The sequence below is a fragment of the Pedobacter sp. PACM 27299 genome (assembly GCF_001412655.1).
Lineage (GTDB): Bacteria > Bacteroidota > Bacteroidia > Sphingobacteriales > Sphingobacteriaceae > Pedobacter.
On sequence record NZ_CP012996.1, the window covers coordinates 3719492 to 3734247 of the forward strand.

The 14756-nt window shown below is 42.0% G+C and carries 12 protein-coding genes; 9 read left to right on the forward strand and 3 right to left on the reverse strand.

The window, feature by feature from the left end:
- Positions 1-101 precede the first annotated feature (101 nt).
- From AQ505_RS15585 to AQ505_RS15610, 6 genes are all read left to right on the forward strand, one after another.
- Positions 102-3602, forward strand: a complete 3501-nt coding sequence (locus AQ505_RS15585; RefSeq protein WP_062549028.1) for a SusC/RagA family TonB-linked outer membrane protein — start codon at positions 102-104, stop codon at positions 3600-3602.
- Positions 3603-3605: 3 nt separating this feature from the next.
- Positions 3606-5018: a RagB/SusD family nutrient uptake outer membrane protein gene (locus AQ505_RS15590; RefSeq protein ID WP_062549029.1), complete on the forward strand. Its 1413-nt coding sequence runs from the start codon at positions 3606-3608 to the stop codon at positions 5016-5018.
- A gap of 18 nt (positions 5019-5036) precedes the next feature.
- Positions 5037-6176, forward strand: coding sequence for a TlpA disulfide reductase family protein (locus AQ505_RS15595; RefSeq protein ID WP_062549030.1), 1140 nt, complete (start codon positions 5037-5039; stop codon positions 6174-6176).
- A 150-nt stretch (positions 6177-6326) separates the two neighbouring features.
- Entirely contained in the window at positions 6327-7535 is a 1209-nt protein-coding gene (locus AQ505_RS15600) for a GAF domain-containing sensor histidine kinase (protein ID WP_231634896.1), read from the forward strand.
- Positions 7536-7676: 141 nt separating this feature from the next.
- A complete protein-coding gene (locus tag AQ505_RS15605; protein WP_231634897.1) occupies positions 7677-8693 on the forward strand; it encodes an NAD-dependent epimerase/dehydratase family protein in 1017 nt (338 codons plus the stop codon).
- Between the two features lie 35 nt (positions 8694-8728).
- The gene (locus tag AQ505_RS15610) at positions 8729-9307 is read left to right on the forward strand and encodes a Crp/Fnr family transcriptional regulator (protein ID WP_062549031.1); all 579 of its coding nucleotides are present in this window, start codon (positions 8729-8731) and stop codon (positions 9305-9307) included.
- A gap of 76 nt (positions 9308-9383) precedes the next feature.
- On the opposite strand, the gene AQ505_RS15615 is transcribed toward AQ505_RS15610, so the two are convergent.
- Positions 9384-10595 carry an FN3 domain-containing metallophosphoesterase family protein gene (locus AQ505_RS15615; protein ID WP_062549032.1) on the reverse strand — a complete coding sequence of 404 codons (1212 nt, stop codon included), beginning with the start codon at positions 10593-10595 and terminating at the stop codon, positions 9384-9386.
- Positions 10596-10691: 96 nt separating this feature from the next.
- Positions 10692-11495 carry a mechanosensitive ion channel family protein gene (locus AQ505_RS15620; RefSeq protein ID WP_062549033.1) on the reverse strand — a complete coding sequence of 268 codons (804 nt, stop codon included), beginning with the start codon at positions 11493-11495 and terminating at the stop codon, positions 10692-10694.
- Between the two features lie 171 nt (positions 11496-11666).
- Between AQ505_RS15620 and AQ505_RS15625 the strand changes: the two genes are divergently transcribed.
- The 3 genes from AQ505_RS15625 (at position 11667) to AQ505_RS15635 (ending at position 13233) form a co-directional block, all read left to right on the forward strand.
- Complete coding sequence (locus AQ505_RS15625) at positions 11667-12215, forward strand: type 1 glutamine amidotransferase domain-containing protein (RefSeq protein ID WP_062549034.1); 549 nt, start codon at positions 11667-11669, stop codon at positions 12213-12215.
- On the forward strand, positions 12205-12594 hold the full coding sequence (locus AQ505_RS15630) for a hypothetical protein (RefSeq protein WP_062549035.1): 390 nt from the start codon (positions 12205-12207) through the stop codon (positions 12592-12594). The genes AQ505_RS15625 and AQ505_RS15630 overlap by 11 nt, the downstream gene beginning before the upstream one ends.
- A gap of 189 nt (positions 12595-12783) precedes the next feature.
- Positions 12784-13233, forward strand: a complete 450-nt coding sequence (locus AQ505_RS15635) for an SRPBCC family protein (protein ID WP_062549036.1) — start codon at positions 12784-12786, stop codon at positions 13231-13233.
- A 139-nt stretch (positions 13234-13372) separates the two neighbouring features.
- Here AQ505_RS15635 and AQ505_RS15640 read toward each other — a convergent pair whose 3' ends face one another.
- Positions 13373-14752 (reverse strand): trehalase family glycosidase, encoded by a 1380-nt coding sequence (locus AQ505_RS15640; RefSeq protein WP_062549037.1) that lies wholly within the window; start codon positions 14750-14752, stop codon positions 13373-13375.
- Positions 14753-14756 lie beyond the last annotated feature (4 nt).

Consider the following 14756-nt stretch of genomic DNA (forward strand, 5'->3'; position numbering starts at 1 on the left):
GAAAATACAAGGCCAGAAGCTACAACCGAACTATACAAATGTACAAAAATTGCATCCATCTGCTGTGCTTCCTGCACGGGCAGTATAAATTATGGAGAATCATGAAGCTAACCACTTTTCTCTTATTTGCATTTATCATGCAAGTCAGTGCCGGAACCTATGCCCAGAAAATCACTTTATCTGTGAAAAATGAGGAACTGTTCAATGTTTTTGATAAAATCAGTGATCAGAGCGGCTATGATTTTATTGTCATTTATTCCCTGCTGAAAGATGCGCACAAAGTAAACATCAATGTAAAAGATGCCCCATTAAAAGAGGTACTGGATCAGATCTTTAAAGACCAGCCATTGGAATTCAGCATCAACAACAAGACCGTATTGATCAAGAAAAAGGAAAGCAGTTTTATTGATCAGCTGATCCAGCGTTTTCAGGAAATTGAGGTGAGAGGAAAAGTGCTGGATGAGCATAACCTTCCCCTTCCGGGAGCAACGGTAAAGGTTAAAGGAACAAAAAAGCAGGTGCTGACGAATTCAGAGGGCGCATTTAGCCTGAGTCGTATTGATGAGAATGCGGTCCTTGTCATTTCATTTCTGGGTTATCAGAATAAGGAAGTCGCCGCTCAGGAAAATATGGGCAGTATCAATTTGACGGAGCAAACCGGGCAGCTGGAAGAAGTGACCGTTTCTACAGGATACCAGACTTTACCAAAAGAACGCGTGACGGGTGCATTTTCCAGCGTACCTGCAAAGCAGCTTGAGCAGCAAAGACTCAGCAGTCTGGGCTCTTTACTTGAAGGCAGGGTTGCAGGATATAACAATGGCCTGATCAGAGGGACAACCTCTATGAAAGGTGTCACCAGTCCGTTATATGTAATCGATGGTTTTCCAGTAGAAAACACAAAATACAATACTACAGGATCAATTACGGAGAATGTACCGGGTCTGAATCTGGAAGATATTGAATCGATCACCGTCCTGAAAGACGCTGCGGCGGCCTCTATTTACGGCGCAAGAGCGGCAAATGGGGTGATTGTGATTGTGACAAAAAAGCCTAAAAAAGGCAAACCTCAGATCTCTGCCTCCAGCACATTTACACTTTCCTCAGGCGCTTTATATACCGACAACCTGACTAATTCGGCAGATATTATTGATCTGGAAAGAGAATGGGAAAGAAACAATCCAAAGTTAAAAGCTGCAAATTCGGCTGCTTATGCAGCGAATGTATTGACAAATATGGGCTATCAAAGCCAGGGCATTAAAGCTATTCTTGCAAAATATGCAGGAACATTGACGCAGTCGCAATTGGAGGACAAGTTAAATCAGCTGGCTTCTTCCGGTTATCAATACTATGATGATGTAGAAAAATACAGCAAACGTGATCCTTTCTATCAGCAATACAATGTCAATGTTGGCAGTGCTTCTGAAAGCAACTCCTTTTATTCGTCATTGACCTACCGTAATAATAAGTCGGCAGACAAATATACGAAAGATGAAAGCCTGGGTTTAAACATTAACAACATCACAAAAATCAATAAATGGCTGACCTTGGAACTCAGCAATTACCTTTCTTATAACGGCGGGAAACAGCAGAATTACAACACCTTATCACCACAATACACTTTCCTGCCTTATGACCGTCTGAAAAATACCGATGGCAGCAATTTTATTTCTACAGGGGCTTCCAGACTGAGTGCGAATACCTTATCGCTGATCAATAGCAACGGCCTCTACAATGTGGACATTAACCCATTGGATGAGCAAAGCAAAAACCTTGGGCAATTGAAAAGTTTCAACAACAGGTCCTTCGTTAAATTAAATGCGGAGATCACGCCATGGCTGTCTTACCGTTCTACTTTTCAATACGAGTTTAGTTCAGATCGTTTCAATAGGCTGTACGACAAAAGCACTTACTATGTAAGAAATATGGTCAACAGCTTTGCGACGAAGGTTGCCAATGGGCCGGTTACTTTTAACCTGCCGTATGGAAACATCAATTACGATCAGGATCAGTTCACTTCTTCTTATAATTTCCGTCAGCAATTCAATATCGACAAAACCTTTGGAGATAAACATAACCTGACGGCCATCGTGGGTACAGAAATCAGAAATGCCAAGCTGGAATTCGAAGATCAATACCTATATAATTACGATCCGAATGTATTGACCTTTGACCTCATCAATGCCAAATCCTTAGGACTCTTACAGGGGCCGATTCTGGGTGGTGGAAATTTTTCGAGTAGTAACATAGCCAGTCAGCGGGAAAATGTTAACAGATTCGTCTCTATTTATGCGAATGCGGGTTATGCGTACGACAGTAAATACCTGCTTACCGGAAGTTTGCGCTGGGACCGTTCTAACTTATGGGGGACCAATTCAAAATATCAGAATAAACCACTATGGTCTGTCGGTGCCGGATGGAATATTTACAAAGAGTCTTTCTTTAATGTGGATTGGGTAGACCTGTTAAAATTAAGGGTGTCGCATGGTATTGCCGGAAATATTTCCAAAGATGCAGCGCCCTACATGACTGCCTATTACAACAACAATAACAATGTAGGTGGTTTACAAGGTACCATAGGTACCCGTCCAAATCCCCTATTGTCCTGGGAAAAAACCACCACTAACAACCTGGGCTTAGATTTTGCTGTTTTCAAAAACCGCATCAGTGGTTCCCTGGACTATTATAACAAACAAGGGAAAGACCTATTGGCAAGCACCATGGGGGTACCAACTGAGGGATTCGGCTATTCCACCTATGCGATTAACAATGGTGAAATGACCAATAAAGGGATTGAATTGTCGATCTCTGGTGATGTGATCCGCAGCAAAGACCTGACCTGGAATGCCAGTATTTTGTATGCGCATAACAAAAACAAAGTCACCTATGTGAATGTCGAGGCACCGGTATATTACCTGCAATTGGATTACCCACAAGCCTATCCACGCATCGGAAATCCTTACAATGCGATTTATAGTTACCGTTGGGCAGGCCTGAGTGCCGATGGGTTACCGCAAGTGTATAACGAAAAAGGAGAGAAAGTATTGAATTCCCCAGGTACCCTGGGTTCTATTGTGTACAGCGGTTCCACTGTTCCTACTTATAGCGGTGCATTTAATAACCTTTTTGAGTATAAAAACTTCTCTCTTTCCTTCCTGTTAACTTTTGAAGGCGGACATAAAATGAGGAATACCTTCCTTCCGGTATTGGGAAGTGCTTACAATGCTGCGCTTGGAGGTTATGTGACTCAGATTACTGCGGTCAATAAGGACATTACTGACCGGTGGAAGACTCCTGGTGATGAGAACAGAACAGCTATTCCGAGACTGGTTTTTGGAGAAGATCCTGCCTACAATAGTCAGAGTGCAGAGATTTATCAAAAAGCAGACATCAATGTGATTGATGCTTCAAACATCCGCCTGAGAAACGTCTCCCTCTCCTACCGCTTACCGAAAGCGCTGGTTAAAAAGGCATATATGGAAAATGTAAGGTTCCAGTTTAATGTGGAGAATGCGTTCACCATAGCGAAAAGCAAAGCAGCAAAGTATTTACTGAATGGATACCGCCCGGCAAATTTTGTATGGGGTGTTTATGTTAATTTTTAGAAGATGAAAAAGATATTATCAAATACACTAAAAATATGCGGTTTGCTACTATTAGTTAGTTTTAGCAGCTGTAAAAAGTTTCTGGAAATTGTGCCAAAGGGTGTCAAAATCCCAACCACACTGGCAGATTATGATGCCATGATCCGTGATGAATATGGAAATCAGCGGACGAATATTACCCAGGCGGTACTCTTATTGAATGATAAGTTTGAAACTTCCGCAAACCTGAATTATTATCCGCTGTATTCGGCGAATTATTTCTGGAATGAGCAGGCAGACCGGATCGCCCTGAACAATAGCGACGAATCCACTTATTACAATTCCTATACAGGAATCTCTACCAGTAATTTACTGATTGAGCATGTGCCAGCGGCAACTGAAGGTTCTGATGCAGACAAAGCGCAGCTGGTAGCCCAGGCAAAAGTATTAAGGGCATTAAACTTTTACGTACTGGCCAACTATTATGCAGACACTTACGAAGAATCCAATGCGGCCAGTAAATTAGCCGTCCCACTGATTCTAAGTGCAGACATTAATGCGCCCTATACACAGGTGACTATTAAAGAGATTTATGCTTTTATGCTGAAAGATATCGAGGAAGCCATTCCAAATCTTCGTGCCAGCATCCCCACAGTTCTACATCCAAATTTAGGTGCTGCTTATGCATTTAAAGCACGGATATACCTGACGATGGGTCAATATGCCAATGCCCTAAGCGCTGCAAATGAAGCCTTGAAGTATAATGATAAATTGTACGATTGGACACAGTATTATGCGACTTACAAAAGTGCGATTGAAGAGCCGGATAAATACAACAATTCACCATCACCAATGGGTTTTGATTTCGTAGAGAACTATTATTTTCGTCATGGCAACACCAATAGCTCAGGACGCGAATCTGCGTTGAGAACCGATCGTGCACCCAGATTTGAAAGCGGTGATGCCAGGTTTGCTTCCCGCTGGAAGCTGAGAACTGTAGCTGCGGACACCTATTTCACCAGTATCACCATTGGTTTTTACAACTATGGAGGACTGACGACTACTGAGGTTTACCTGATTAAAGCGGAATGCCAGGCACGCCTGAACAATGTTCCGGAAGCGATGAATACGCTGAATGCAGTGCGTGTGAAAAGGATTTTTGCGCAAAACTATGCTCCCCTATCTGCCTCAAATACCGTAGATGCCGTGAAGCTGATCCAACGTACAAAGGCGAATGAGCTGATCAACAGCATTACCACTTTCGCTGATGCACGCCGTTTAAATAAAGATCCGAACTACGCAACCACCTTAACGAAAACAGAAAACGACAAGTCTTACTCGCTTTCTCCTGGTTCGCATTTGTGGACGATGCCTTTCCCACAGGGGGCGGCTAAAAACCCAGGCAATGGTACCATTCAACAAAATGTAACTCAATAAACTTCTAATCATACGAACATGAAAAATAACATAAAATCACTCCATATACTACCCCTTTCGGCACTCCTATTATTTTCAGGCCTGCAAAGTTTTGCTCAAAATGGCAAGTACCTTTTAAAAGGAAATCTTACTCATTTAACGGGCAAGGTTTACCTTGGACATGAAGTAAATGGCAGCCCGGTAAAAGTAGATTCTACGACACTGGTTAACGGGGAATTTGTATTTAAAGGAGCGGTTAAATCTCCTGAATTTTACAGTCTGACGCATAAAAACCTGAAATATCCTATTCAATTTATTTTGGAGAATTCGGCGATTACAGTGACAAAACCGGCCGACAGTCTGGCTATGGCTGAAGTAAAAGGCTCAGCGGCACAGGATGTCTATATGGGTTTCTACAAAGTACCATGGAAAGAAATCACCGCAAAAGCAGGTCAGATTTACGGTAAAATTGACAAGGCTGAAGCTGCTGCAAAAGCTGCAGGAGTTAAAGTAGATTCATTGACACGTGCGAGTTTTGATCAGGAATTCGTAGCCCTGGACGCACAGAACAAGAATGCAGTGAAGGAATACATCGGTGAACACCCTTCCTCGGCAGGTGCTGCAGCAATTATTTATGACCGTTTTATTGCCTATCCGAATTTCCCTGTGGCTACTGAGTTATTTGCTGGTTTGACTAAAGAAGCCCAGCAATCTACGATTGGTGCTGCTATTACGAAAGCAATAGCAATTGATGCAAAAACGGCTAATGGTAAACCTGCTCCTGCATTCAGCATGGCCGATAAAGATGGCAAGATCGTTCATCTCTCAGATTTTAAAGGTAAATATGTGCTGATTGACTTCTGGGCAAGCTGGTGCGGTCCTTGTCGGAAAGAGAATCCGAACGTGGTTGCTGCTTATAAAAAGTACCATGATAAAGGCTTTGAAATTATTGGCATCTCTCTGGATTCTAATAAGGAAGCATGGCTTAAAGCAGTTGATAAAGACGGATTAACCTGGACGCACGTTTCTGATTTGAAAGGATGGCAATGCGCTGCAGCAACTACTTATGGTGTAAAAGCAGTGCCTGCAAGTTTCCTGATTGATCCAAATGGCAAGGTGGTAGGAAAAGATTTAAGAGGAGAAGAACTGAATAAGACTTTAGCTGATTTGTTTAAGTAAAACACCTTTTATTTTTACAAAAACGACTGTAATCTATGGATTTCAGTCGTTTTTTTTTAAGTATTTTCACCAAGATCCATTTTGAATCCGGTAAAGAGAATAGTATACAAAACGGCTTGAACTGTCCTGTAAGCCTATATTATCATAGGAATGCTTACCTTTGTAAAAATTAATCGCATGGTCGTTCCTACACTTTCAAAAGACATACAAAAAGATATCCAGGACATCTCCAATATCCCCGTCATTCCAAGAATACTAGAAGTGATCTGCAAAACAACAGGAATGGGTTTTGCAGCTGTAGCCAGGGTTACAGATCAAAAATGGATCGCATGCAGTGTAAGAGATGAGATCAACTTTGGCCTGGTGCCAGGTGGGGAACTGGAATTAGAAACCACCATTTGCCATGAAATCCGCCAAAGCGGTCATGGCGTCATTATTGACCATGTAGCCGAAGATCCGCTTTTCCTGAATCACCATACTCCATTGCAGTATGGATTTCAAAGCTATATTTCTATGCCAATTTACCGCAAAGACGGTACCTTCTTTGGAACCTTATGTGCCATTGACCCCAGACCGGCGAGGTTAAAAGAATTCCAGGTGGTAGAGATGTTCAAATTATACAGTGAACTCATTTCTTTTCATTTACAAGGTCTGGATCGAGTGGATCTTGCCGAATTACAGTTAAAAGAAGAACGTCAGGCCTTAAAACTAAGGGAGCAATTCATTGCTATTTTAGGCCATGATTTACGCAATCCGCTCGGTGCTGTTTCCATCAGTGCGCAGATGATTTTACGACAGCCGCTGGATGATAAAACCAGAAAGCTTGCGGAGATTGTAAAAAACAGCTCATTTAGAATGAAAGAACTGATTGAAAATGTACTGGATTTTGCCAGGGCAGATCAGGGTTCTGGTATTGCTTTAAACATTCAGGAAAATCAGCCGATCTCTGAATTGCTGCAGGAAGTGATTACTGAGCTTCAGGCCATTTATCCGGACAGGATAATAGATTATGAGGAGGATTTAGCCTTTGCGGTGAAATGTGATGGCAGTCGCATTACGCAATTGTTTTCAAATCTGCTGGGCAATGCCTTAACTCATGGAGATAAGAATGGGGTAATTAAGGTTCAGGCCCTTAGCGGTGCTGATTTCTTCCAGCTATCCGTGAGCAATGAAGGTAAGCGCATCTCCGAAGAACGGATTGCGAATTTATTTCAACCTTATGTTAGAGGTGAAGAAAAAAATGGTTCTGAAGGGTTGGGTCTGGGATTGTATATCTGTTCTGAAATTGCAAAAGCGCATGGTGGAAAGCTTGTGGTGAGTTCTGACGACCAGGAAACCTGTTTCCGGTTAGTGCTTTAACACTTTTCAACCTATTTGTAAAACTGACTAGTAAGCTTATAACTGAGCGTCATTATTTCTGGCTGAGGATGATATTCCTAACAAATGTCAAGTGTTTTTGGAAGCAGCTAAGAGAACTTTGTATCATCAATACAGATCAATATGATGACTACAAAAAAATTAGCAATGGTTTCCGGAGCAAACGGACATTTAGGAAATAATCTGGTCCGGTTCCTGATTGGCAAAGGAATCCCCGTAAGGGCATCCGTGCGTAACCTTAACGATAAAATTCCTTTTGCAGGACTTGATGTCGAGGTAGTTCAAGCGGACATTACAGACAAAGCCTCATTTGTAAAGGCCCTGCAGGGGGTAGAAACCTTTTATGCCGTTGGTGCAGCGTTCAAGCTCTGGGCAAAAGATCCTAAGAAGGAAATTTACGACGTCAATATGGAAGGCACTAGGAATACGATTGAAGCGGCGGCCGAAGCAGGTGTAAAACGGATCGTATATGTAAGTTCCATTGCAGCACTTGACTATACAAAGCTGCCTACTAAAGAAAGTTATGGTTACAATCCTGACCGCCGGGAAAGCTATTACAACTCTAAGAATGATGGTGAACGACTGGCTTTCCAATTGGCGAAATCGCTGGGCATAACATTAGTTTCTGTGATGCCTGCTGCTATGATTGGCGGGGAAGCTTTTTTGCCGCTGAATGTCTCTTACAATATCCTTAAGCTCATATTGAACAAGGAAATCCCGATAGACACGAAAATTACGCTCAACTGGATCGACGTGAAAGATGTGGCAGAAGGCTGTTGGATGGCCGCAGAAAAAGGACGGGATGGCGAGCGCTACATCCTCGCAAATGAGCAATGTATGACCATCACTGAAAGTACACAACTAGCCAGTACGCTTTACCCGGAGTTGAAAATTCAGATCCCTGGCACTCTTCCTAAATTCCTATTGTTTACCATTGCCGGAATCATGGAGTTTTCTGCTAGAATGAGGGGGCAGACTCCCGTAATCACCAGGAATAATATTGCCATGTTTTCAGGCTTACAGCAGGATTTTGACATCAGCAAAGCCAGGAAAGAACTGGGTTTTCATCCTAAACCTCCTAAACAGGCAGTCCAAGAGGCAGTGGCTTACTTAATGACGCATAAGGCACTATTGAAATAGTTATTGTAATTTCAACGATTAAATTGGTTTTACTTATGCTGCAGCAGCAATTAATAGATTTTATCAAGTCCAGACATCCCCTATCAAAAGCGGATACGGATTTGATGATGCAATATTTTGAACCGGTCCTATATCCCAAAAACCGCATCATTGAAGAAGAAGGAAAAGTACCTAAGTATCTTTATTATATTGTTTCTGGCTATTTGCGCCTGTTCCATTACAATGAACATGGCGACGAGGTGACGACACATATTAATTGTCCGCCAGGTTTCTTCACGTCTTATTTCAATTTCATAAATGAGTGTAAATCGCCTGAAAATGTAGAGTGTATTACCGAATGTGAATTGCTTCGAATTACAAAGGCCGACCTGGAAACGCTGACTAAAAAAAATATGGCCATGAAAGATTTCAGTATTGAAGTACTGCAGGAAGCTATTATTTACAATGAAAAAAGGTCTGTGGAATTGGCCAGTCTGACTGCAGAGCAGCGTTACCTGAAGCTCATCAAAGACCAGCCTGGAATTTTGCACAATGTTCCAATTACCTACATCGCTTCTTTTCTGGGGATGAAACCTGAAAGCCTCAGCCGTATCCGGAGAAAATTGATGTCTTAAAGAATACTTCCATCATTGCGCTAAAATAGTTTCCGGAATTTTAGCGCAATGATTTTAATATCTGAGCTTTTATCGCTTACCGTTTGGCGACTAAATAGCTTCCCACCTCTTTGCCGGAATCATCTAACATACTGACCTGAATTTGCTTGTTTGTTGCTTTAATTTTAGTCAAAGTTCTATTGCCGTCTGTCGGACCTCCCCCAATAATAATCGGATAATTATTCATGCTTTTAGCTGGCGGGTGGATTTTACACCTATGCGTATGACCGCTTAAAACCAGGTCTACTTTTCCTCGGTTCATCAGGGGTTCAAATAGTTTTGTACAATGAGCAGCGCCATGTTCCTCACCAGAATAACGCGGAGGGATGTGCATCATTACCACACGGAAGGCTGCGTTTTTAAACTCCTTGCGGTTAATTTCCTTATCCAGCCATACTGCCTGCTGTTCTCTGTATTGATCGAAATCCACGATCCCGGCGTATACCGGATGTGTATCGTCTTTGTCTTCACCGGTATCCAGGATCACAAACCGAACTGGTCCTAATGTAAATGCAGTATTCCCAACATGGTCAAAATAGGCTGCAAAATCACGTGCAAACTTACCCCTGGTTTCATGATTTCCGCGTACATAGACAAAAGGGGTGTTTTTTGCAAAGTAGTCTACACAAGGCTGCAGCATATTATTTACGATCTGTTTTTCATCCGACTGGTAATCGAAAACATCACCGTTGAAGAAGACAAAATCACGCTGATTTCCTTTATCTAGCTCCAAAAGATGGGCGATAGATTTAGGCCGGTCATGAATGTCATTGATCATCACAAAAGAAACTTCTGCTTTCGCAGGATCAGTATTTAAGACGCTTTCCGTATTGCCGGAAATGGTAGATCCATAGGTTAATTTATAAGGTTGAAAATCTTTGATTTCCTTAGAAACCACCTTGTAATGGTAGGTGGTACCAGGTTTCAAATGCTCCAGTTTAACACAGTTTAAGCGACCTGCAGGTTTAAATCCCATCTCACTTTTGCCATAAGCTTTTTTATCGAGCTGCTCTGGCGATTCTCCGTATTCTACCCAACTGGAACTGTCTTTACTGGTGATCCACAAGATGGAGATGCTATTGCCAAAATTAGTCTGCAGATAAGGGCCGGTAATGATTTTAAAATCATCCTCAAGAGGAGTCCGGGGACTTGAAATTGCCTTTTCTGGTTTCAATAAGGCCAGTCCCCCAAGCACAAGCCCTCCTTTCAGAAAGCTTCTTCTGTTTTCCTTCAATAAATTCTGTTTCATGCGGTTTTATTTGGTTCATCGCAATGCTAATTATAAATAACTGTGATTACAAACATTTTGCAACGCAACCGTTTGCGCATATTTATGGAAGATTTGCTAAGCTTTGGCGGCTTCCATTCCTGGCAGCTTAATTCCTGAAGCTTTTAGGTTCTCCAGCAGTTTTTCCTGAAAAATCAGCCTGGCATCATGAAAGCCATGGGAATTTAACCAGGCATTGATCAGCACTTTATACCCGCTTTCTTCGAGTGTAGCAATACCTATTCTTTTCTCCGGCGTTTTTAAGATTGATTTAGATTCGGCAATCGTTTCATCGACTACCTGCTTCACTTTTTGAAGGTCTACCCCATAATTAAATTTAAGCTCCAGATCTAAGCGCCTGCTGCCTTTCGCACTGATATTGATGATCACCTCATTGGATAATTTACTATTGGGAATCACCACGGTCCGGTTGTCAAAAGTAGTAACTACGGTAAAGAAGAGCTGGATGGAGGTGACTGTTCCCTCCTGTCCCTGGGCAATAATATTGTCTGAGACACGAAAAGGTTTCAATAAAAGAATGAGCACACCGCTTGCAAAGTTCTGCATGGTTCCAGAAAGTGCGAGTCCTGCGGCCACCCCTACTGCGCCAATTAATGCGGCAAAAATCGTGAGCTGAATGCCTAAAATCTGCATGGTTAAAAAGATCAGCAGGATACGCAGAATTGCGACAGATACGCTGAGAAAAAACGGAGACAAGGAGGAGTTGACTTTCTTTTTCTGCAAACGGCTTTGCATCCATCTGGAAAAGACCCTGATCAACCAAAATCCGATGGCGATGACTGCAATGGCGAGTAAAATATTGGGTCCTTTTAGTATGACCCAGTCGTAGAATTTGTCGTAAAAATTAGCGGTTTGATTCATCTGATTGTGCTTTTAAATGGATATATGCTTCGTATTCTTTACAAAATAACCAATCAGGCAAAAAATTGTTTCTTGCAGTCGGCGGGAGCCCCTGCGAAAAGCGGAATGAAAACATATACCAGATTGGCTTGTTTTAGTTAGCATAGATTCTCAATACAAAAAAGCAATACTATGGGACAGTTAAATAATAGAAAGATTGCCGTTTTATCGGAGAGCGGTTTTGAAGAAACAGAATTGACCAGCCCGGTTCAAAGGTTAAAAGAGGAAGGTGCCACCGTTCATATCATCTCTTCCAAACCGGGCAAAATAAGAGCGATGAAGGGCGATCAGGAATGGACGATTGAGGTGGATGTTGATCAAATAATTACCGAAGCCAATTCAGAAGATTATGATGGGCTGCTCATTCCTGGCGGGGTACTAAATCCTGATTCTTTAAGGAAGAATGATGATGCTGTTGCATTTGTAAAAGAATTTTTTAGTGCTGGAAAACCGGTGGCGGCGATTTGTCATGGCCCGCAGGTATTGATCACTGCCGCGGTGGTGGAAGGCAGAAAGTTAACTTCCACCAAAACGATTAAGGTTGACCTGCTGAATGCAGGTGCGGACTGGTATGACGAGGAGGTCATTGTTGACCGTGGACTGGTGACTAGTCGCAGTCCGGCCGATCTTCCTGCTTTTAACAACAAGATTGTAGCAGAGTTTGCCGGTCATGCTAAATAGCACGTATTGGTTCCCGATCCTCGCATTAGTGGTGGCTTGTATCAGCTGGACCGTTACTAAAGAAGAGGTGTTTCGGGAACCCCGTGACTGGTGCGTCGCAAAATCGAAATCATGCGGAAGCATTTGGAAAAGAAAGTTCTTTTACCTGTTTACTTGCGAATATTGTTTCAGTCATTATGTAACGCTGCTGCTCTTATTCATTACCCAATACAAATTACTTTATCCCAACTGGGTTGGCTATTTAATCGGAGGATTTTCTATCGTTTGGATTGCCAATGTATACATGAGTCTTTATAGCCTATTGCGTGCTAAACTGAAGCATCAGCAATTGCTGAAAAAGAAGTTAAAAAGCGGAACTCAGGATGATAAACCCTTATAAGGGCTTGAGTATTGGTCGTAAATCCCCCTTTAAATTGTCTGAATTGGACCGTATGAAAGTCGAATTTTCCTAGCAAATTACAATGCTGATTAGCTCGTTAAAAAACAGCGTAAATTGGCTTGGAGCAGCGACCAATAAAAACGGGCGACCCCGAAAAGCCAGATGAGTAGGAAATAAAAAATGATGGTTATGTCAAACAATAGCGTTTCGTTACACAGGGTACTCAAATCAACTCCGGAAAAAGTTTATCGTGCATTCACAGAACCCTTAGCCATTGCATCATGGCTGCCTCCCTATGGTTTTCTTTGTACAGTTCATGAAATGAACGTTGAAATTGGTGGTACTTTTCAAATGTCTTTCCAAAATTTTTCTACAGGGAATGGTCATTCTTTTGGCGGGGAATATATAGAACTCAAACCCAATGAGTTCTTAAAATACAGCGATAAATTTGATGATCCTAATTTACCTGGTGAAATGATTACTACTGTATCGCTTCGAAAAACATTAGTGGGCACAGAGATTAAAGTGACACAGGAAGGAATTCCAGCCATGATTCCGGTGGAGATGTGTTATCTGGGCTGGCAGGAGTCATTGGAAAAACTGGCGAAGCTGGTAGAACCAGAGATTCCTGATGCCTAGATCAGCAGCAAACTGCTGCCTTACAAAACAAGCCATACCCCAAATAAATTATTTGGATTCTAAGGCGATTTGGAATAAAATATCCTTCATTTGTCAGAAAAGAATCCGGCAGCACTGCCGGATTCTTTTGTTCGTGTACTTAAATAACGTTGATCTCTTTGGAAGTTTTAGGTTGTACCCAAACTCCTTTTTTAATAATTAATTTCCCCTGATCATTGATAAACTGAGGCTGCCAGAGAATTTTCTTTGCCCCATTATTGGTTAGTCTTGATTTTTTATTGCCATCATGCTGAATGCTGATGAAGGTATTCAGTACAGGAACATCTTTTAACTCCGAGCTGCTGCCGCTTTTACCGCGATACAGGGTACTCAATTGATCTTTCCTGGCATCGGCCGCTAAACCCATCAAACCTTCTGTAAAACCCTTAATTACACCAAAAGAAACTTCCGGGTATTCTCTTCTTTTCGTCGCAGGGTCTGTGAGATGCAGCATATAATCATAGGCTTTCTCTGCTTGTCCATTTTGATACATGATCAATGGAAAGTACGAGAGGTTTTCTACATTCCATTTGTTGGCCAGCAAATGCTGTATTGTTTTCTCTTTTCTTTCTCCTGCTTTTAAAGCATCAAACCAGAGTAAGAAAGTTTCTCCTTCATCATGACCAAATTTATGGTTATCTGAATAGAAAGTATGGTAACGTGAATTGGCATCATTCCACCAATAAGTATCAATATTTTTCTGGTAAGCTGCTGCTTTTTGACGGTAAATTCCAGCTTGCTGAGTATGTCCTTTCAGTTCTAATATATTCGCGTAAGAATTTAATCCGCTGTACAGCGCTGCCACTAAATCCACGCCCATTTTAATATTAGGAACCCCTTCTGAGTAAGAAGGTAAACCACGACACCTATGGAAAGCATCTTTCTCATTGAAAGGTATTGGTGCATTTGGATGAGTAGGTCTGCTGAGCAGGGAATCTGCCTGTAATACCCAGCGCTCAATATAATCCTTGACAGACTTCTCTTGAAAATTCACAAAATCAGCCCCTTTAATGTACTCCTCATCACCCGTCCAAAGATACAATTTCCAGCTGGCTGTGATGACATCAAAATTAGCGTTCAGGTTATACCAAAATGCTTGATCATCTCTGTAATCTTCTACAGCAGATTTCCCTAAATGATTGATTTCCCAAAAAGAACACCAGTCTTTTGAGGCAGAAATGCCTTTCACAAAATGTCTCAGCATATTCTTGTTCTCTTTATGGAGTCCTAAAACCTCGCCACCTAAAGTCTGGTGTGCCACATCCCGCATACAAAATGCAGACCGTGGCGGCAATGCCGATTCATACCAGGGGCCTACCGGATCACCGATTTTCCCTTTGTAGCTCAAGGCCATATCTTTTGCCCTGACAAATGCGGTTTCTAGTGCGGGGTCGCTTGACTTAAAAGTCAGCCCGCTCTTCTGGGCATAAACACTGCCACAGAGCGCAATCAGTAGGTATAGAAAAAATGTTCTTTTCATGTGT